Here is a 19,106-nt window from a genome sequence, read left to right as displayed (position 1 = left end):
GGTAGGGGGGATCAGCGGCGCTCGCCGCGGGTTTTCAGCTGGTCCAGCAGCACGGCGGCGAGCAGGATCACGCCGCGCATCAGATACTGGTAGAAGGCGTCGACGTCGAGCAGGTTCATGACGTTTTCTACCGTCCCCATGATCAGCACCCCGATCAACACGCCGAACATGCGCGCCTTGCCGCCCTGGAGCGACACGCCGCCCAGCACGCAGGCCGAAATCACATCCAATTCAAAACCCTGCGCCGCATTCGGCTGGCCGCTGGTGATGCGCGAGGCCAGGATCAGGCCCGCCATCGCGGTGACCAGGCCTTGCAGCAGGAAGATCCACACGCGCAGCCGCTCGACGCGCACGCCGGCCAGGCGCGCCGCTTCCGGATTGCCGCCGATGGCCAGCGTGTTGCGGCCGAAGACGGTCTGGTTCAACAGCACGCCGAACACCAGGAAGCAGCAGGCGCACACCAGCACTGGCAGCGGCAGGCCGAAGATGCGGGTGTCGCCGAAGTTGATGAAGGCGTCGTTGCTGATGCCGACCGCCTGGCCCTTCGACACGATGAAGGCCAGGCCGCGCACCATCAGCATGGTCGCCAGCGTGGCGATCAGCGCGTTGACGCGCAGGTAGGCGATCAGCACGCCGTTTAAGGCGCCGATCAGCGCGCCGGCAACCAGGCCGGCGCCCATCGCCAGCAGCACGCTGCCGCTTTGTTCCAGCACGATCGCGCCCAGCACGCCGGCGAAGGCGATGGTGGAACCGACCGACAGATCGAAATCGCGCGAGGCCAGGCACAGCATCATGGTGCAGGCGACCATGCCGATCTGCGCCACCGACAGCATCAGGCCGACCACGTTCGTCAGCGAGAAGAAGTTTTCGACGGTGACGGCCAGCACGGCGAACAGCACCACGTAGGCCAGCGGCATGCTGTATTCAACCAGCCACTGACGCTGGGCCTGGGACACCGCAGGCTTGGCGGCGGGATTCAATGGTGAGACGTTCATGCGATGCTCCGTGTAGGAAGTGCTGGCGTTTCAATGTGGGTGGCGGCGGGGGCGATCGAATCGGGCAGCGCCAGGCGCAGCACCTCGGTTTCGCTGGCGTCCGCGCGCGACAGTTCGCCGCAGATTGCGCCTTCGCGCATGACGATCACGCGGTCCGAGATGCCCAGCACCTCCGGCAGTTCGCTCGACACCACAATGACGCAGCAGCCGCGCTCCGCGACTTCGTGGATGATGCGGTAGATATCGTTCTTGGCGCCGACGTCGATGCCGCGCGTCGGCTCGTCGAGGATCAGCACCTTGAGGCCGGGTTCGGCCAGCCAGCGCGCCAGGATCACCTTCTGCTGGTTGCCGCCGGAGAGCAGGCGGATCTCCTGCTGGCGGTTGGGCGTCTTGATGCGCAGGCGGGCGATGAAGTCCTCGGCCAGCGCCGCTTCGCGTTTGTGGCGCAGGAACAGGCCGCCCAGCAGGTCGTTGCGGCGCACGCTGATGTTGATGTTCTCCGCTACGGAGGCGGTGGCCAGGATGCCTTGCTCCTTGCGGTCCTCAGGACACAGCACGATGCCGGCCGCGATGGCGGCGGACGGGCCGGCGGTCGACACGGTCGCGCCGTCGAGCACCACGCTGCCGGCGCTGCGCGCATCGGCGTTGTACAGGAGGCGCATCAATTCGCTGCGGCCGGCGCCGACCAGACCGAAGAAGCCCAGCACCTCGCCGCCGCGCACGGAAAAGCTTTGCGGACCTTTCACATGTTTGCCGTCCAGGCCCTGTATCTTCAGGCGTTCTTCGCCGAGCGGGCGGGTTCGGTAGTCGTAGATGTCGCTCAGTTCGCGGCCCACCATGTCGCTGATCAGGCGTTCGCGCGGCACGTCGGCCATCACGTTGTGGGTGACGATCTTGCGGCCGTCGCGGAAGATGGTGCAGGCGTCGCACAGCGCGTACAGCTCTTCCAGGCGATGCGAGATGTAGATCAGCGTGCGGCCGTCGGCACGGAGTTCCTTCACGAGGCGGAACAGGATTTCGGTTTCGCGGTGCGACAGGCTGGACGTCGGTTCATCGAAGGCGATGACCTGGGCGTCCTGCATGATGGCCTTGCAGATCTCGACCATCTGGCGCTGCGCGATCGACAGGTCGGCCAGTTTGGCGTCCGGCGCCAGGTCGACGCCGATGGCGGCCAGCTTTTCGGCCACGAGTTTGTAGGCTTTCGGCTTGTCCAACAGGCCGAAGCGGGTGGGCATGCGGCCCAGCAGCACGTTCTCCGCCACGGTCAGCTCGGGCACGTATTGCAGCTCCTGGTGGATCACGGCGATGCCGGCTCCGATCGCATCCTTGGCGCTGGTGAAGCGGCATTCCTTGCCGTCGACCAGCAGGCGACCGCCGTCAGGCTTGTACTGGCCGCCGAGGATCTTCAGCAGCGTGGACTTGCCGGCGCCGTTCTCACCCAGCAGGCCGTGGACCTGGCCGGCGTGCGCGGCGAAGCTGACGCCGTTGAGCGCCTTCACGCCGGGGAAGACTTTGCTGACCTGGTCAAACTGCAGGTACGCGGTCATGTCACTGACCCATTTGCTTGCGTACGTCGGCCTGGTTGGTGCGGGTCATCAGCATGCCCTTGGTCAGGACTTCGGCCGGCGGCACGCCTTTGCCGGTGATCCAGTTGTACATATTGACGGAAGTTTGGTAGCCATGCTCCTTGGCGCTGATCATCACCGAGCCATAAAAGCCGGTGGGCGCCGGCTTGTTCAATTCGTTTTCAGCAGCCTTGGCGCCGCCGATGCCGACGCCGACCATGTTGTCCGCCTTGATGCCGCGGCCTTCAGCGGCGCGCACCGCACCCAGCACCGCTTCGTCATTCAGGCCAACGGCCACCCAGTGCTTGAAGCGGGCGTTCTTGGTCAGCGCGATGTTGGCGGCGTTGAAGGCGCTTTCGGTATCGGTCTTGGATTGCGGCGCATCGACGATGTTCGCCACCGGGAAGCCGGCGGCCTTCAGCGCATCGACCGCGCCCATGGTGCGTTCCTTGGCCGTCGGCAGCTGGTCGTAGGCGACGCGGATTGCGCCCACTTCGGCCATATTCCATTTGCGCGCCTTGATCTCGGCGGCGATGCCTTCGCCTACTTGCTTGCCGATGGCGTAGCCGGAGATGCCCATGTGCGGGATCGAGGCGATAGGCTTGCCGCTGCCGTCGACCAGGCGGTCGTCGACCGAGATCACTTTCATGTTGTTGCGCTTGGCGGCGCGTTCGACGGCGGTGCCCAGCTTGACGTCCGGCGCGCAGATGACGAAGCCCTGCGCTTTTTGCGCGGCCAGGTTGTCGATCGCGGCGATCATCTTCTCGCCGTTTGGCACGCCGATCTTCACCAACGCGAAACCCTTTTCTTTCGCCGCCTGTTCGGCGTAGCGCCATTCGTCCTGGAACCATGGCTCCTCGGCCTGTTTGACCAGGAAGCCGATCTTGACCGGTTCAGCGGCGTGGGCTGCGGCCATCAGGCACAGGGTGGCTGCTGCGAGTAGGGTACGTTTCATGGTGGGTCTCCGGTGTTTGTATTTTTTTTGTTTATGGTGTGACGCGCAGCTGATACACGGGTATCACGCTGACGCTGCGCACGGCGGCTATTTGGGCCTTGCCGGCAAAGTCGGGTCTCGCCTCTTTGGGCAAGTAGATCGGGGCGTCGGCGCGCAGCGGCAGTACGGACACGGTCAACGGCTGGTCGAGCAGGGCGCTGGCCTGGCGCAGGCCGAACTGCCATTGGTAGCCGCTGTAGTACCAGTCGTCCAGCATGCGGGTGCCCGAGTACAGGCGGCCGATGTCGCCGACGAAGTCGATTTGCAGCAGGGCGTCGTCCAGCCCGCGCAGCTGTTCGCGCGGGACGTTGATCTGCCAGGCGCCTGCGGCTTTGAAGTTCTCCGGCAACGGCTGCACGGCGGCTTTCGCGCCACCGCCGATGACGATGGGCGCCGCTTCTTGCGCCGCGCGCGTCGGCGTGAACGTTGCCTTCAGATCGCGGACAGGCAGCTCGGCCTCGAAGGTCTGGAACATGCCGTCATTGCCGGCTGCGCGCAGGGTGACGCGTTCCCCGGCAGCGGGCTTGCTTTGGCTGTCCGTGGCGCTTTCGGGCCGCGCTGTGGCGCTTGCGCTCCTGCCGCCGGGTGCCGCGGTCGACCACGCGGGGCTGGCGGTGCTTGCTGTCGGCTTGCCGCTCAGCGCGGGGTAGACGGCGAAGCGGAACTTGTTGCTGCCTGCCGAGCGTATTTGCAGCGCGCCATCGGCCACGTAGGCCTGCTGGCCGCTCAGAATCAGGCGGCGCTGGCCGCCGAGTTCCGCCACGCTCAGTTGCTGCGACTGTTCGGCCGTCAGTACGACGATGGTCAGCGGCCGTTTTCCGGCGCGCTGCACGGTCAGCGCCGCGCCGGCGCCTGGCTGCACGCCGCTGAGCAGTGCGCGGCCATCAGCTACGGCAAGCTGTCCGCTGCCGGCACGGATTTGTGGCGCGAGCGCGGCGTCGAAGGCCAGCTCCACCGGCACGCCGGCGCTGGCGCCGAACACCGCCACCACGCCGGCCTTGCCCTGGTCGAGCAAGGCCAATGGCTGCGCCGTTGCGTAGGCGAGGTTGACGCCGTCAAGATCGAGGTTCAGCGGCCAGATGAAGTAGGCGCCGTCGGCGATATCGACCGGCGTTGCTGGTAGCGTGATCGTCTGGCCCGGCAGCTTGACCGAGAACTGCGTCGCCTGCTGCGCCGCCATCGGATACTGGCGCACATGGTTGTTCACGAACAGGAAACCGCGATCGCCCTCGCTGCGCACGGCGAAGCGCGCCGTCTTCAGGTCATCCGGCGTGGCGGGCGACGCATCCGGCTTACGCACCGTCATCGGCGCCAGGCGGGAACCGAAATCGTGCAGGAACAAATGGAAGGGACGCAGCTTCTCCAGCACCTTGCGCTGCTGGCCATCCGGCCCAAGCGGGGCCTGGAAGTCGTAGCTGATCATGGTGGTGTCGTTGTAGCCGCCGCTGAGGGTACTCTCTTCCATCGAGGTGCCGCCCAGGCCAGTCGGATTGCGGCCGCCGTGGAACATGTAATAGCCCATCAGGTTCACGCCGGAACCCAGCTGCACCGGCAGCATCGACGCGATATCGTCCGCCGACACCACCGTGCGGCGGCGGTACATGAATGGCAAACCCGCGCCATATTCCGCGCCGAGGAAAGGCGTCACATCCTTGTCCGTCTCCGCCGTTCCGGGCGCATGGGCCGCTGTCTGCGCGCCCAGGTCGCCGCTGACGCGCGTGTCGAAGCGGAATGCGTAAGTCTCTTTCGGCGGCAGTTCCCTGGTGCTGGTACCCCAGGGTTCGTCGGGATAGCCGCCGAATACCGGCGTCACTTCGCCGCTTGGATAGATGGTGCCGTCCCAGCCGGTGACGGTGTAGTAGGGCACATCCATGCCCGCCTTCAGCGCCAGCTTCTTCAGCGCGGCGATGTGCGCGGCGCCCTGGCCGGGGCCATCGATGTTGTATTCGTTTTCCAGCTGGATGCCGATCACGCGGCCGCCATCCTTCCACAACTGGCCCTTGAGCTGCGCACCGATCTGCGCGTACAGCTTCTCCACCAGCGCCATGTACTGCGGATCGTTGGAGCGGGTCGGCATGGCGTTGACCACCCAGTCCGGCACGCCGCCGTAGCGCACTTCCGCATGCGCCCACGGGCCCACGCGCACCACCACATCCAGCCCGGCCTTGGCGGCCAGCTGCACATAGCGGCGCAGGTCGCGATTGCCCTGCCAGTCGAACTTGCCCGCCACCTCTTCGTGGTGGTTCCACATCACGTAGCTGGTGACGATGTCGATGCCGGCGGCCTTCATCTTGCGCAGTTCCGCTTCCCATTGCGAGGCGGGCGTGCGGCTGTAGTGGAATTCGCCCATCACCGGCAGCCACGGCGCGCCATTGCGGGTCAGGTAGCGCGCATTGGCGCCCAGCCTGTCGCCGTTGGGCGCGACGGAACTCCCCATATGCAGCGCCGCCGCTTTCGGTGCAGGCGTGGCCGCGCTGGCGTCGATGGACAGCATCGTATCGGCGCTGGCGGCGCCTGCCAGGACGCCCGCGATCAGCGCGGCGCCGGCATGGCGGCGTAACAAAGAGGGCGTGTGGCCTGCCATGATTACCACTCGGCGACGCTGCCGTCGGCGTGACGCCATACCGGGTTGCGCCAGTCGGGCGCATTTTTGCTGGCTGCGATCACGCGTTCTTCATCGACTTCCACGCCCAGGCCAGGCTTGGTCAACGGTTTCATGTAGCCGTCGGTGATACGGAAGTCTTCCTTGTTGAGGACATAGTCGAGCAGCTCGCCGCCCTTGTTGTAGTGGATGCCCATGCTCTGCTCCTGCAGCACCGCGTTGTATGACACGAAGTCCACGCTCAGGCAGGCCGCCAGCGCCACAGGGCCGAGCGGGCAGTGCGGCGCCAGCGTGATGTCGTAGGCTTCCGCCATCGAGGCGATCTTCAGGCATTCGGTGATACCGCCTGCGTGCGACAGGTCCGGCTGCACGATGGACAGGCCGCCCGCATGGAACACGTTCTTGAATTCGAAGCGCGAGTACATGCGCTCACCGGCCGCCAGCGGAATCGAGGTGGTTGCGGCCAGGCGCGGATAGTATTCTGCCTGCTCGGCCAGCACCGGCTCTTCGACGAACAGCGGGCGATACGGCTCCAGCTCGCGCAGCAGCACCTTGGCCATCGGCGCGGCCACGCGGCCGTGGAAGTCCAGGCCGAATTCGATGCTGTTGCCGAAGGCGGCGCGGATTTCAGCGACACGTTCGACCGCCTTGTCGACGGCTGCGGCGGTGTCCAGCATGCCCAGTTCTTCGGTGGCGTTCATCTTGAACGTATCGAAGCCGCCCTCGCGCAGCTTGCTGATATGTTCGATGATGTCGGAAGGACGGTCGCCGCCCACCCAGCTGTACATCTTCATGCGGTCGCGTACCAGGCCGCCCAACAGCTCGTAGACCGGCTTGCCCATCACCTTGCCCTTGATGTCCCACAGCGCCTGGTCGATGCCGGCGATGGCGCTCATCGTGATCGGGCCGCCGCGATAGAAGCCGGCGCGGTACATGATTTGCCACAGGTCGTTGATGCGGGCCGGGTCCTGGCCGATCAGGTACGGTTCCATTTCCTGCACCGCCGTCTCCACGGTGCGTGCGCGGCCTTCGATGACCGGTTCGCCCCAGCCGACGACGCCTTCATCGGTTTCGATCTTGAGCAGCATCCAGCGCGGTGGTACACGGTAGGTCGTCAGTTTGATGATTTTCATAGGAGTGGAGAGTAAGTTCAGGAACAGCGTCCAGTCTAAGCCTGCCAGCTAGACTGGAAATATGATTAATTCGTAAGTAGACATATCAATATCGCATAGCTAGGGCGGGGCCTTGCAGGTATTCGATATCGGCATGCCAGCGGGCGATTTATTCATATCTGCGAGGGGAATGGTCCGCTTAGACTGGTGCGGTCACGTCATCTATCTGGAGCCCCCGCAGCATGAGTCAACTCAGTACGCCCCTCGCTACCACGCCCGGCATCATGCTGGTACGCGTCGGCCAGACCGGATGCGCGCTGCGCTGGGACGCCCAAGCGGCCTGCTGGCGTTGGCCGGACCCGCAGGGCAGCCAGCTCTATGCCTGGCCGGTGCAGGACGGCATGCCGAGCGGCGTGCGTCTGCTGGAAAGCGCAGGCCTGATCGCCTGCTGCCGTTCCGGGCGCGTGCTGCTTGGCCTGGGCAAGCGTCTCGGCATGGTGGAGCCGCCGGCCGCCGGCATGTCCGCCCGTCCGCTCCAGGCGCAGGTACTCGCGACCATCGACGCCGCCGAGGCGCGCACCGTGATCAGCGACGGCCGCACCGACCGGCATGGGAATTTCGTTTTTGGTACCGCTAACACCGGTGCCGACCAACGGCCTATCGGCAGCTTTTACCAGTATTCGACGCGGCATGGCCTGCGGCGACTGGCCTTGCCGGTGGTGGTCACGGCGCGCAGCATAGCCTTCAGCGTGGACGGCGCGCGCATGTACTTCGCCGACGCCGCCAGGGGCGACATCATGCAATGCACCTACGATGCGGAGCGCGCCAAGGTAAGCGATGTGCGCATGTTCGCGCCGGCGCCGGCGCCGGAGCGGGGCGCGGCCATCGTCGACAGCGCCGGCATGTTGTGGAGCGTGCAGGGCGGGGCGTTGGCGCAGTACGACGCCGACGGCCATCCGCGCCAGCACATCGAACTGGCGCGCGAGCCGGTGGCCAGTATGGCCTTCGGCGGCGCCGACTTGAAGCAGTTGCTGATGCTGGGGGCGCGCGGCGGCCTGTATGGACTGCCGCCTGGCGTGGCCGAGGGACTGGCGCCCGGCGTGGCCGATACCCCGTTCGACGACGGCCCCGCCGCAGTCGCCGATTCCCAACGTCCGCGCCACGGTGATTGACGCTGCATCGGCGCGCCCTTATGATGGGCGATCAAGAAAATCACCCCTATGACCGATTCAAGCTCCGACCGCTTCGTCCGCTCCCACCTGAAAACCCGCCATTTGGTGTTGTTGGTCGAATTGGGCCGGCACGGATCGATTGCGCATGCAGCGCAAGCCGCCAACCTGACCCAACCCGGTGCGTCCAAATTATTGGGCGAGCTTGAACACGCGCTCGGCGTTCAGTTGTTCGAGCGCCTGTCGCGCGGCGTCGCCCCGACCTGGTACGGGAAAGTACTGATACGGCGCGCCGGCGCGGCGTTGGCGGAGATGGACGCGGCACACCAGGAAGTGATGGAGCTGTTGTCCGGCTTGCGCGGACGCGTGGGCATAGGCACCGTGCTGGCGCCGGCCACCGGCCTGGTGCCGAAAGCGATCAACCTGCTGAAATCGCGCCACTCGCGGGTGCATGTCTCGGTCAGCATGTCGACCAGTAAAGCACTGGTGGAACGCCTGCGCAGCGGCGAGCTGGATCTGGTGGTGGGCCGCATTCTCGATACGGCGGCCGCCGATGAACTCAATTTCGAACCGCTGACCGACGAGCCGCATCTGCTGATCGCGGGCGCGGGCCATCCGCTGGCCGGACGCACCGATCTGAAATTGGAAGACCTGATGGAGCAGTGCTGGATACTGCCGCCCGCCGGCAGCATCCTGCGCGACCGCCTGACGGCGCTGTTCCTCTCGCACGGTTTGGAGCAGCCCGCCGAAACCGTCGAGACCCTCGATTTGCCCGTCGTTGCTAGTCTCCTCATGAGCAATGACATGATTGTCGCGCTGCCTGCCGATGCCGTGCAGCCGTATCTGGAGGCAGGCCTGATGACGGTGCTGCCGTTCGATCTGGGCGTCAGCATGGATTCGTTCGGCATTGTGACGCGCAAACGACACCAGCTCTCGCCTGGTGCCGATGCGATGCTGCTCGCGCTGCGCGATGCCGCAGCCGCCATCTATCCTCACTATCGCCGGCCTGCTTAAGCCTCTGCGGGCTTGATATACGATCTTCGTATGGCCCGCGCTCAATAAGCTATTGGAAGTGCTTCTTTCGTTTCGCTAGCATCCAGTTATTCGTCCTAGTCGTTAATCAGAGACGGAACTAAACAACACTGGAGATGCACATGAAGCACAAAAAAATGAGCTGGCTCATCGCCACGCTTTTCACGTCCCCTATGCTGGTCCAACAAGCGCTTGCCCAGGAAGCCGCAGCCGATATTCAACAAGTGAACGTCACCGGCATCCGCGCCTCGGTGCGCAACGCCTTGGCCGCGAAGGAAGCTTCGAACAGCATCGTGGAAGTGATCTCGTCGGAAGACATCGGCAAGCTGCCGGATACCACCATCGCCGAATCGCTGGCACGCCTGCCGGGCATGTCGTCCGGCCTGGATCGCGGCAACGCCAGCCAGATCGTCGCGCGCGGCATGGGCCCGCGCTTCATTGGGGCCACGCTGAACGGCCGCGAACTGGCTTCGTCTGAGCCCAACCGCGCCGTGCGTTTCGAGCAGTTCCCATCGGAGTCGCTGAGCGGCGCCACCATCTACAAGACGCAGAATGCCGAGCTGGCCGAAGGCGGCATCGCCACCACCATCGATCTGCAAACCGTGTCGCCGCTGAAGTATTCGGGCCGCCAGGTTTCGTTGAAGGCGGACGCGCTGTACTACGCGCTGGCCAAGGACATCGGCGGCGCGGACAAGACCGCGCCGCGCCTGGGTGGTGTCTACATCGACCAGTTCAACAACAAGACGCTGGGCGTGGCGCTGGCCTTCAGCTACCAGGACCAGCCTTCGCTGCAAAAGAACGTGCGCCACTGGGGCTTCAATGAAGACCACTCGGCGGACCTGAACGGCGACGGCAAGGTAGACAAGACGCCGTGGGGCTTCCAGGATGAAGTCAAGCGCGGCAAGGACAAGCGTACCAGCCTGCTGGGCAAGGTCGAATGGAAGCTGTCCAGCGATGCGTTGATCACCGCCGACAGCTACTACGCCAAGGCCGCGATTCGCGAGCCGGGCCTGCAACACTGGACCGGCGACCTGGGTAACTGGGATGGCTACGAGTCGGGCAACTTCAGCAACCTCGATATCCGCAACGGCTATGTCGCCGGCGGCACGCTGAAGAACGTCGGCGTGGTCACCAATGACTACTTGTGGATACAAGACACCAGCGTTGCCGCCAGCGGCATCAACGGCAAGTTCAACGTCGGCGACTGGAAGGTGGAGAGTGATCTGTCCTCGTCCCACGCAATGCGCAGCAGCCAGTGGCGCGACGTGCGCCAGTATTCGAACAACCCGACCACGATCACCTGGGACTTCACCGGTAACGAGAACCAGAGCTACAACTTCGGCATGGACACCGGCAACCCGGCCAACTTCGGCGCGCCGAGTTTGTACGTCGACACCGACGGCCATATCAAGGATCTGCTGAACGCGGTGAGTCTGAACGCATCGCGTCCTATCGAGGGCAGCATCGTCAGCCGCCTGAAGGTTGGCGTGCGCGCCACCGATCGTGAGAAGAGCTATCGCCAGACCACCTGGCAGCTCAATCCCACGGCGGCGATTCCTGCATCGGCCTACGAGACGGTCAACGTCAGCGGCTTCCCGTCGTATATCGCATTGAAGGACTTCGGTGCTTCGACGGCGGCGGCTTTCGGCGCGGACGCCTTCGATCCTGACGGCCGCCCGCAGACGCAGAACGACCTGCTGTCCGGCTGGAAGGTCAAGGAACGCAGCACTTCGGCCTTTGTACAGGGTGACCTGGAGGGCGAAGCTTTCGGCAAGACCTATCGCGGTAATGTCGGCGTGCGCCTGGTGCACACCACGCAGACCGGCTACGGCATGCAGTCGCTGAACGGCGCTGCGCCGACGGCGGTGGAAGGCGGCACCTCCTACAACGAGATCCTGCCTAGCCTGAACCTGATTTTCAACATGGACGAAGCACAGGAACGCCAGGTGCGCTTCAGCGTGGCGCGCGCCATGTCGCGGGCGCCGCTGGACGAGATGCGTTCTTCGCGTAACCTGAACGTGGTGACGGATGCGACCCAGCCGATCACCGGCAGCGCAGGTAATCCGGAACTGAAGCCGATGATGGCCAACCAGGTCGACCTGGCCTACCAGTGGTACTTCGGCAAAGGCTCGCTGCTGTCGGCTGGCGCGTTCTACAAGAAGGTGTCGCGCTACATCGCCATCACCAGCGACACCACCACCATCAACGGTCGCCCAGCCACCATTACCCGTTCGGTCAACGGCGACGGCGGCGACATCCGCGGCGTGGAGCTGGTGTATCAGCAGGCCTTTACTTCGCTGCCTGCGCCGTTCGACGGCCTGGGCATCGCCAGCAACTACGCTTACACCACCAGTAACATCCGCGAGAAAACGCCGACTGTGAATCCTTATCCGATCGAAGGTCTGATGAAGAGCAACGGCGGCGTAACGCTGTGGTACGAGAAGGCGGGCTACGAGGCGCGCGTCTCCGCCAACTACCACAGTGCTTTCGTGCGTAATCCAACCTGGGGCGCCGGCCAGCTGATCGAGAACGAAGCCGAAACCTATGTGACGCTGAACCTGGCCAAGCAACTGACGCCGAATGTCCAGCTGCGCTTCGGTATCGACAACCTGACCAACCAGAAGGCCGTCTATACCAGCTCGAACATCCCTGTGCAGCAGGAAGTGACCGAGTTTGGCCGCCGCTTCAATCTGGGTCTGTCGTTCAAGCTGTAATCTGTTTTTATCGTGGTTTTAGCGGAGCGGTGCGTGATGGCGCTGCTCCGTTTTTTTCATTAAGGGGGCGCGGATTGAAATCGACCACATTCAACTGGCGGCGGCTGTGTTCCGCCGTTCTTCTGCTGACGGCCTGCGTGGCCGCGCAGGCTGCAACGCCGGGACGTGAGCGACTGTCGCTCGATCGCGGCTGGCTGTTCCACCTGGGCGATATCGTCCAGCCGCCGATCAAGGGTCACGGCGAATCCTATGGCAATGCCAAGGCCGGCAATGCCGCCGGCGCGGCCGGTACCGAATACGACGATTCCGATTGGCGCCACCTGGACCTGCCGCATGACTGGGCGGTTGAAGGCCCGTTCGATCCCAACGCTAACGTCTCGCAGGGCTACCGTCCGCGCGGCATCGGCTGGTACCGGCGCTATCTGCGCGTGGATGCGGCCGATCGTGGCCGCCACTTCGAATTGCAGTTCGACGCCATCGCCACCCACGCCACCGTTTGGGTGAACGGCAATGTGGTGAACCGCAACTGGTCCGGCTACAACTCCAGCTATATCGACATTACGCCTTACCTGCGCTATGGCGATGCAATGAACACCATCGCCATCCGCGCCGATGCGGAGGCCATGGAGGGCTGGTGGTACGAGGGTGCGGGTATGTATCGCCATGCTTGGCTGGTCAAGCGCGATCCTGTGCATATCGTGACAGACGGCGTGCATGCGACGCCGCGTCTGGGTAAAGGAACTCAATGGACGATACCGGTTGAGGTCACACTGAATAATAGCGGCAAGCAGGCCAGCGGCGTGACGGTGGAAGTGTCGGTGTTCGACCCTGCCGGCAAGCAGGTGGCCCGTCAGAGTGCCATTGCGCGCGTGACGGCGCTGGGCACGAGCACCGTGCAGGTACCGCTGGCCGTCGCCAATCCGGCATTGTGGTCGCTGGAGAAGACCAATCTGTATCGCGTGACGACGCGCGTTCTGCAGGATGGCAAGCCGCTCGACGAGGTGTCGTTGAATACCGGTTTCCGCACCATCCGCTTCGATGCGGCGCAGGGCTTCTTCCTCAACGGCGTGCATGTGAAGCTACAGGGTGTTTGCATCCACCAGGATCATGCAGGCGTCGGCGTGGCGGTGCCGGATTCCGTATGGGAGTATCGCCTGCGCCGGCTGAAGGAACTCGGCGTGAACGCGATCCGCTTCTCGCACAACGCACCGGCGGCCGAAGTGCTGGACCTGGTGGACCGCATGGGCTTTGTCGTCATGGACGAGAACCGCAACTTCAATCCATCGCCGGATTATATGCAGCAGCTGGAGTGGATGGTCAAGCGTGATCGCCATCATCCGGGCGTGATCCTGTGGTCGGTGTTTAACGAGGAGCCGGAGCAGGCTACCGAGGTAGGCTACGAAATGGTGCGCCGCATGTCTGCGACCGTGAAAGCGCTGGACGATACCCGTCCCGTCACGGCGGCGATGAACGGCGGCTTCCTGACGGCGTTGAACGTCTCGCACGCGGTGGACGTGGTGGGCTCCAACTATCAGGTACCCGATTACGACCGCTATCACAAGGCCAATCCCAACAAGCCATTCACCAGCTCCGAAGACACGTCCGCCTACATGACGCGCGGCGAGTTCAAGACCGTCCACGAAAAGAACCTGATCGCCAGCTACGACGACGATGCGGCGGAGTGGGGTAACACCCATCGCGACGCCTGGCAGGCGATCGCCACGCGGCCATATGTGGCGGGCGGTTTCGTCTGGACCGGTTTCGATTACCGTGGCGAACCGACACCGAACGAATGGCCTTCGGTCAGCTCGGTGTTCGGCATCATGGACCTGAACGGCTTCCCGAAGAATGCCTACTACATCCATCAGGTGCAGTGGATCAAGGACCGTCCGCTGATCCACATCGCGCCGCACTGGAACTGGAGCGGCAGCGAGGGCAAGGACATCCGCGTGATGGTGATGGCCAACGTGGAGCGCGTGCGGCTGCTGCTGAACGGCCGCCTGCTGGGCGAGCAGAAGGTGGACCCATACCGCATGAACAGCTTCAACGTCGCCTACGCGCCCGGCAAGCTGGAAGCGATCGGTTACAACGGCAGCAAGGAAGTCACGCGCACGGCGGTGGAGACCACCGGCGCCGCCGTGGCGCTGGAGCTGGCGCCGGATCGCGCGCAGCTGGCCGGCGACGGCCGCGATGCGATGCCGATCACCGTGCGCGCGCTGGATGCGCAAGGCCGCGCCGTACCGGTGGCCGATGCGCAGGTGACCTTCGCGGTGACGGGCGGCGGCCGCTCCATCGGTCATGGCAACGGCGATCCGAACTCGCACGAGGACGAGAAGGGCGCGACGCGCCGCCTGTTCAACGGCCTGGCGCAGCTGATCGTGCAGGCCAACTACGACGGCACGGAGGCGATCAGCGTAACCGCCACCGCGCCCGGCCTGGCGCCGGCGCAGATCAGCATTCCGGTCAAGGCGGTTCCGGCGCAGCCCTACGTGGCGGCGGCCGAAGCGCCGCTGACCTTCGTACGCAGCTGGCGCATCGCGCCGGACAGCGCCGAACGTCCCGACCCGAATCAGCAACTGGCCAGCTTCGACATGAACACCTGGGGTTGGGGTTCGCCGCCGATGATCGCGCCGGCCGCCGCGAAGTATCACCTGTACCGCGCCAGCTTCACGCCGCGCAAGAACCTGGCCGACGGCAGTGGCGTAATCCGCTTCGCCGGTGTGCGCGGCAAGGCGGAGGTTTGGCTGAACGGCCAGTTGATCGGCAAGAAGGATAGCTACGCGCTGGCGGCGTTCGAGCTGCCGCTGCCGGCCGGCGTCGGCAAGCGCGAGATCAACGTGATCGTCGAGGCGGAGCCGGGTCAGGCCAGCGGCATCGAGGGCTATGTGAGCATTACGCCACGCTTGCTGGCAAAGTAGCAATTTTTGCCGTGACGTTGACAGTGAGGAAATAAATCGCGCGCTTGCCCGCCAAATATGCGGGCCGGGCGTGCGATTCGGTTGACGGCGTTCCGCGCGCTGCCTATAGTGGCGGGATGATTTCAGATTTCCAAGAACTATCCGACAAAATCGACCAGCTGGCCGAGATGACCCAGGCGCTGCGCCGGGAAAATGCACAATTGCGTCAGGCTAATGCCGCCCTCGTGGTGGAGAACATGGGCTATCAGCGCAAGTTGAGCGAGGCGGCCGGCCGCGTCGAGGCTTTGCTGGAAAAAATCCCCGCGCTCGACGGCGACGCCGAAGAGGAAGAACAGCCTGAAAACGAGGACGCACGATGATACAGCTGGATGTGACCATCATGGGTTCGCCGTATCGGCTGGTCGTCAAGGAGGAAGAAGAGCGCGCGTTGCGCGAGGCCGCGGCCTTCCTGGACAAGAAGATGACGGCGATACGCGACGGCGGTAAAGTCAAGGGCAATGATCGCATCGCCGTGATGGCGGCGCTGGGCATGGCGGCGGAGTTCCTGTCGGTGAAATCGCCGGTGGGACCGTTGTCCGACATGTCTATACTGGAAGTGCAAACGAAGATCAGCGCCATGCACAAAGTACTCGATAGCGCGCTGACGCCGCAAGAAACCCTGTTTTAATTCGCTAAAATCCTTCCTTTGCGGCGGACAAGAGAGTAAACTTCGTTTCACCCTGCGGTGTTCGCGATTGCCATATATTCCTTGAACCATTTATGTGCACCGGTTGCGGAATTTTGTTCGATGGGCGTGAGCGTCGCTAGTCCGATGAACCCGAAATTGAACTAACTGTGACCACCTTGAACCGTTTGGTTCGGGATGCCGGCAAAGACGGCACAGGCGGGGCCTTATCCTAAGAAGCGGTTGCAAGCATGTGAGTGCGCAGCCGCTTTTTTTCGTCTGGACGTTTTTATTGGGAGCCACCCATGCAATATTGGTTGATGAAATCCGAGCCTGATGAAGTAAGCATCGACGACGTGATGGCGTCGCCCGCGCAGACCACGCCGTGGTTCGGCGTGCGCAACTACCAGGCGCGCAACTTCATGCGCGATGGCATGCAGGATGGAGACGGTGTGTTGTTCTACCACTCCAGTTGTCCGGAGCCCGGCATTGCCGGCCTGGCGAAAGTGGTGGGCGGCGCCTATCCCGACGCCACACAGTTCGACAAGGACAGCAAGTACTACGATCCCAAGGCCACACCGGAGCAGCCGCGCTGGATTTCGGTCGATGTGCAGGGCACGCAGAAAACGCGGCTGCTGTCGCTGGCCGAGATGCGTACCATCCCTGCGCTGGAGGACATGGTGGTGCTGCAAAAGGGCAGCCGTCTGTCGATCACGCCGGTGACGGCGGCGCAGTGGAACACCATCGTCAAGCTGCTCAAGAAAGGCGCTTGATGGATATCGGCCTGGTACTGGTCCTGCTGCTGATGGGCGCCGTGGGTGGCTTCCTGGCGGGGCTGCTGGGCATAGGCGGCGGCATGATACTGGTGCCGTTCATCACGATGATCTTCAGCGCCAAGGGTTTTGCCGACAGCGTGAACATACATATGGCGGTGGCGACATCGCTGGGCGTGATCCTGTTCACGTCGATGTCGTCGGTGCGCGCGCACCACCTGCATGGTGCGGTGTTGTGGCGCGTGGCGCTGCTGCTGTCGCCGGGCATATTGCTCGGAGCCTGGTGCGGGCCCTGGATCGCCAAGCAAATGAGTCCTGCGGGTCAGGCGATTTTGTTCTGCGTGTTCCTGGGCTTCTCCGCTACGCAGATACTGTTCGGTAAAAAAACGGTAGTCGTGGAAGGCGTTGCGCAGCGCGGCCTGCCGGGGAACGCGGCCATGTTCGGCGCCGGCGGTGTGATCGGCCTGGTGGCGGGCTTGCTGGGCGCGGGCGGCGGCTTCCTGTCGATTCCGTTCATGACCTGGTGTAACGTCAGGATGCAGAACGCGGTGGCGACCAGCGCGGCGCTGGGCTTTCCGATCGCGCTGGCGGGCACGCTGTCGAATATCTACTATGGCTGGGGCACGCCGGACCTGCCTGAATACTCGCTGGGCTTCATCTACCTGCCGGCGTTGCTGGTGATCGCGGCGGCCAGCGTAACACTGGCGCCGCTGGGCGCGCGCACCGCACACAAGCTGCCGGTGCAGACCCTCAAGAAAATCTTCGCGGTGGTGCTCTACGGCCTGGCCGCCTACATGCTGCGCAAGGCCTTAGCGTAAGACTGGTGCGCGGCCTTTCTGTTGGACCGTGTAGGCCCACACCAGCATCGCCAGTGCGCCGACAATCATCGGCAGCGACAGCACCTGGCCGGACGTGATCGGCATGCCGAGGAAGGTGGTTTCCCAGTCCGGCGTGCGGAAGTATTCGGTGAAGAATCGCGCGCAGCCGTACAGCAGCGTGTACGTCGCACCGACCGCCAGGCGCGGACGCTCCTTGCGCGAGTACAGCCACAGGATGACGAATACCACCAGGCCGTCGATCAGCAACTGATAGAGCGGCGACGGATGGCGCAGCCCTTGCAGGAACACGGGATTTGGCGACAGCGGATAGTTCGTGTCCGGCCACAGCATCGCCCACGGCAGCGATTGATCGCTGACCACGCGGCCCGGCAGTTCGGCGTTGATGAAATTACCCAGGCGGCCGGCGGCATAACCCAGCGGCACCAGCGGCGCGATGAAGTCGTACACGTCCAGCAGATTGCGGCCGCTCTTGCGCGCCCACACGGCCATCGCGATCAGCACGCCGAGGAAGCCGCCGTGGAAGGACATGCCGCCGTGCCAGACCTTGAAGATCTCGATCGGATTGGCGAAGAAAAAGCCGGGGCGGTAGAACAGCACCTCGCCCATGCGACCGCCGATCACCACGCCCAGCATGCCGTAGAACAGCATGTCGTCCAGGTCTTCCTTGCGCCACCCTTGCGCGGCGATGTGCGGCTGCTTGATGCGCACGCGGCCCAGCGTGATGAACATGGCGAAGGCGAGGACGTACATCAATCCGTACCAGTGGATCGCCACCGGCCCCAGTTGCAGGGCGATCGGATCGGGCATCGGGTGTATCAGCATAGGGTGTTCTTTCTTAATAATTCCAAAAAGCCGCGCAGCACCGGCGAGGCATTGTCGCGCCGCCAGGCCAGGCCGGTTTCGACCAATGGCGTGGCGTCGCGCAGCGCCCGGTATTCTACCCCGGTCCGCATCAGGTTGGACACGGACTGCGGCACCAGCGCCATCCCCATGCCGGCCGATACCAGGCTGACGATGGTCTGCATCTGGATCGCCTGCTGGCCTATCTCCGGCGTGATGCCGGCGTCGCGGAACACCGACAGGATGGCGTCGTACAAGGCCGGCGAGATCGCGCGCGGGAAGACGATCAACGGTAGTGGCGGCAGGGAGGCCAATGCCAGCTTGCCTTGCTTCTTGAGCAGGCCGGCCGGCAGGGCTAGCACCAGCGGCTCGCTCAGCACCGGCAGGTAGTCCAGTTCGAGTTTGGCCTTGTCCGGCAGCGGTGGGATCAGCAAGCCGGCGTCGATGCGGTTGTTGAGCAGGTCATCCAGTTGCAGGTCGGACGTGGCTTCCTGCAGCGTGATCTGCACTTGCGGATAGGCGGCGCGGTAGGCGCGCAGGAAGGGCGGCAGCACGCTGTAGTCGGCCGAGGAGATGAAGGCCAGCGTCAGCCTGCCTACCTCGCCGGCGGCGGCGCGCTGCACCAGCTGCGGCAGCTCCTGCGACTGCGCCAGCATGCGGCGCGCTTCCGGCAGCAGCGCCAGCCCGGCCGGCGTCAGCGCCACGCCGCGGCGGTTGCGCTCGAACAGCGAGGCGCCCAGCAGCTCTTCCAGCGCCTGTATCGTCTGCGACAGCGGCGGCTGCGTCATGTGCAGGCGCAGCGCCGCCTTGCCGAAGTGGAGTTCCTCGGCGACGGTGACGAAATAGCGCAATTGCCGCAGTTCGATGTTCATATTGTTTACTGTTGAAA

15 protein-coding genes and 1 other RNA gene are annotated in these 19,106 nt (G+C 64.2%); 9 read left to right on the top strand and 7 right to left on the bottom strand.

From position 1 onward, the window contains the following. Positions 1 to 11: 11 nt before the first annotated feature. The 5 genes from araH to dgoD are packed head-to-tail and all read right to left on the bottom strand — an operon-like array spanning position 12 to position 7,289. Positions 12 to 995: an L-arabinose ABC transporter permease AraH gene (gene araH / locus D0T21_RS15785; protein WP_116990550.1), complete on the bottom strand. Its 984-nt coding sequence runs from the start codon at positions 993 to 995 to the stop codon at positions 12 to 14. Next, positions 992 to 2,542 (bottom strand): L-arabinose ABC transporter ATP-binding protein AraG, encoded by a 1,551-nt coding sequence (gene araG / locus D0T21_RS15780; protein WP_116990549.1) that lies wholly within the window; start codon positions 2,540 to 2,542, stop codon positions 992 to 994. Before araG ends, araH begins: the two co-directional genes overlap by 4 nt. A 1-nt stretch (position 2,543) precedes the next feature. Further along, a complete protein-coding gene (locus D0T21_RS15775; RefSeq protein ID WP_116990548.1) occupies positions 2,544 to 3,515 on the bottom strand; it encodes an arabinose ABC transporter substrate-binding protein in 972 nt (323 codons plus the stop codon). A 31-nt stretch (positions 3,516 to 3,546) separates the two neighbouring features. Then, positions 3,547 to 6,138, bottom strand: coding sequence for a beta-galactosidase (locus D0T21_RS15770; protein ID WP_199538477.1), 2,592 nt, complete (start codon positions 6,136 to 6,138; stop codon positions 3,547 to 3,549). Positions 6,139 to 6,140: 2 nt separating this feature from the next. Further along, positions 6,141 to 7,289, bottom strand: coding sequence for a galactonate dehydratase (dgoD, locus tag D0T21_RS15765; protein ID WP_116990547.1), 1,149 nt, complete (start codon positions 7,287 to 7,289; stop codon positions 6,141 to 6,143). A 221-nt stretch (positions 7,290 to 7,510) separates the two neighbouring features. On the opposite strand from dgoD, the gene D0T21_RS15760 reads away from it, so the two are divergent. The 9 genes from D0T21_RS15760 to D0T21_RS15720 all read left to right on the top strand — a co-directional run bounded on the left by D0T21_RS15760 (position 7,511) and on the right by D0T21_RS15720 (position 17,356). After that, positions 7,511 to 8,440, top strand: coding sequence for an SMP-30/gluconolactonase/LRE family protein (locus D0T21_RS15760; RefSeq protein WP_229211490.1), 930 nt, complete (start codon positions 7,511 to 7,513; stop codon positions 8,438 to 8,440). A gap of 48 nt (positions 8,441 to 8,488) precedes the next feature. Further along, positions 8,489 to 9,451: a LysR substrate-binding domain-containing protein gene (locus tag D0T21_RS15755; protein ID WP_116990545.1), complete on the top strand. Its 963-nt coding sequence runs from the start codon at positions 8,489 to 8,491 to the stop codon at positions 9,449 to 9,451. 140 nt (positions 9,452 to 9,591) lie between these two features. Beyond that, positions 9,592 to 12,183 carry a TonB-dependent receptor gene (locus D0T21_RS15750; RefSeq protein ID WP_116990544.1) on the top strand — a complete coding sequence of 864 codons (2,592 nt, stop codon included), beginning with the start codon at positions 9,592 to 9,594 and terminating at the stop codon, positions 12,181 to 12,183. A gap of 74 nt (positions 12,184 to 12,257) precedes the next feature. After that, positions 12,258 to 15,101 (top strand): beta-galactosidase GalA, encoded by a 2,844-nt coding sequence (gene galA, locus D0T21_RS15745; protein WP_116990543.1) that lies wholly within the window; start codon positions 12,258 to 12,260, stop codon positions 15,099 to 15,101. A gap of 44 nt (positions 15,102 to 15,145) precedes the next feature. Then, positions 15,146 to 15,460, top strand: coding sequence for a hypothetical protein (locus D0T21_RS15740; RefSeq protein ID WP_307720716.1), 315 nt, complete (start codon positions 15,146 to 15,148; stop codon positions 15,458 to 15,460). Continuing rightward, positions 15,457 to 15,768, top strand: a complete 312-nt coding sequence (locus D0T21_RS15735; RefSeq protein ID WP_116990541.1) for a cell division protein ZapA — start codon at positions 15,457 to 15,459, stop codon at positions 15,766 to 15,768. Before D0T21_RS15740 ends, D0T21_RS15735 begins: the two co-directional genes overlap by 4 nt. A gap of 46 nt (positions 15,769 to 15,814) precedes the next feature. Beyond that, a non-coding RNA gene (gene ssrS, locus D0T21_RS15730) (6S RNA) lies at positions 15,815 to 15,995 on the top strand. A 75-nt stretch (positions 15,996 to 16,070) separates the two neighbouring features. Next, a complete protein-coding gene (locus D0T21_RS15725) occupies positions 16,071 to 16,538 on the top strand; it encodes an EVE domain-containing protein (protein ID WP_116990540.1) in 468 nt (155 codons plus the stop codon). Next, a complete protein-coding gene (locus tag D0T21_RS15720) occupies positions 16,538 to 17,356 on the top strand; it encodes a sulfite exporter TauE/SafE family protein (RefSeq protein WP_116990539.1) in 819 nt (272 codons plus the stop codon). The genes D0T21_RS15725 and D0T21_RS15720 overlap by 1 nt, the downstream gene beginning before the upstream one ends. Here the strand turns inward: D0T21_RS15720 and lgt are convergent. Both lgt and D0T21_RS15710 read right to left on the bottom strand, forming a co-directional pair. Continuing rightward, a complete protein-coding gene (lgt, locus tag D0T21_RS15715) occupies positions 17,348 to 18,199 on the bottom strand; it encodes a prolipoprotein diacylglyceryl transferase (protein ID WP_116990538.1) in 852 nt (283 codons plus the stop codon). The two genes, D0T21_RS15720 and lgt, sit on opposite strands and share 9 nt — an antisense overlap. Then, the gene (locus D0T21_RS15710; protein ID WP_116990537.1) at positions 18,193 to 19,089 is read right to left on the bottom strand and encodes a LysR family transcriptional regulator; all 897 of its coding nucleotides are present in this window, start codon (positions 19,087 to 19,089) and stop codon (positions 18,193 to 18,195) included. Before D0T21_RS15710 ends, lgt begins: the two co-directional genes overlap by 7 nt. Positions 19,090 to 19,106: the final 17 nt, after the last annotated feature.

This window comes from Duganella sp. BJB476 (assembly GCF_003416895.1).
In the GTDB taxonomy this organism is placed as follows: domain Bacteria; phylum Pseudomonadota; class Gammaproteobacteria; order Burkholderiales; family Burkholderiaceae_D; genus Rugamonas.
This window is presented reverse-complemented; position numbering and strand designations above follow the sequence as displayed.

Coding starts and splice junctions, on each gene's coding strand:
- araG (WP_116990549.1), bottom strand. CDS start 2,542: ATGACCGCGTACCTGCAGTTTGACCAGGTCAGCAAAGTCTTCCCCGGC.
- dgoD (WP_116990547.1), bottom strand. CDS start 7,289: ATGAAAATCATCAAACTGACGACCTACCGTGTACCACCGCGCTGGATG.
- D0T21_RS15775 (WP_116990548.1), bottom strand. CDS start 3,515: ATGAAACGTACCCTACTCGCAGCAGCCACCCTGTGCCTGATGGCCGCA.
- D0T21_RS15710 (WP_116990537.1), bottom strand. CDS start 19,089: ATGAACATCGAACTGCGGCAATTGCGCTATTTCGTCACCGTCGCCGAG.
- D0T21_RS15770 (WP_199538477.1), bottom strand. CDS start 6,138: ATGGCAGGCCACACGCCCTCTTTGTTACGCCGCCATGCCGGCGCCGCG.
- D0T21_RS15735 (WP_116990541.1), top strand. CDS start 15,457: ATGATACAGCTGGATGTGACCATCATGGGTTCGCCGTATCGGCTGGTC.
- araH (WP_116990550.1), bottom strand. CDS start 995: ATGAACGTCTCACCATTGAATCCCGCCGCCAAGCCTGCGGTGTCCCAG.
- lgt (WP_116990538.1), bottom strand. CDS start 18,199: ATGCTGATACACCCGATGCCCGATCCGATCGCCCTGCAACTGGGGCCG.
- D0T21_RS15755 (WP_116990545.1), top strand. CDS start 8,489: ATGACCGATTCAAGCTCCGACCGCTTCGTCCGCTCCCACCTGAAAACC.
- D0T21_RS15750 (WP_116990544.1), top strand. CDS start 9,592: ATGAAGCACAAAAAAATGAGCTGGCTCATCGCCACGCTTTTCACGTCC.
- D0T21_RS15725 (WP_116990540.1), top strand. CDS start 16,071: ATGCAATATTGGTTGATGAAATCCGAGCCTGATGAAGTAAGCATCGAC.
- D0T21_RS15720 (WP_116990539.1), top strand. CDS start 16,538: ATGGATATCGGCCTGGTACTGGTCCTGCTGCTGATGGGCGCCGTGGGT.
- D0T21_RS15760 (WP_229211490.1), top strand. CDS start 7,511: ATGAGTCAACTCAGTACGCCCCTCGCTACCACGCCCGGCATCATGCTG.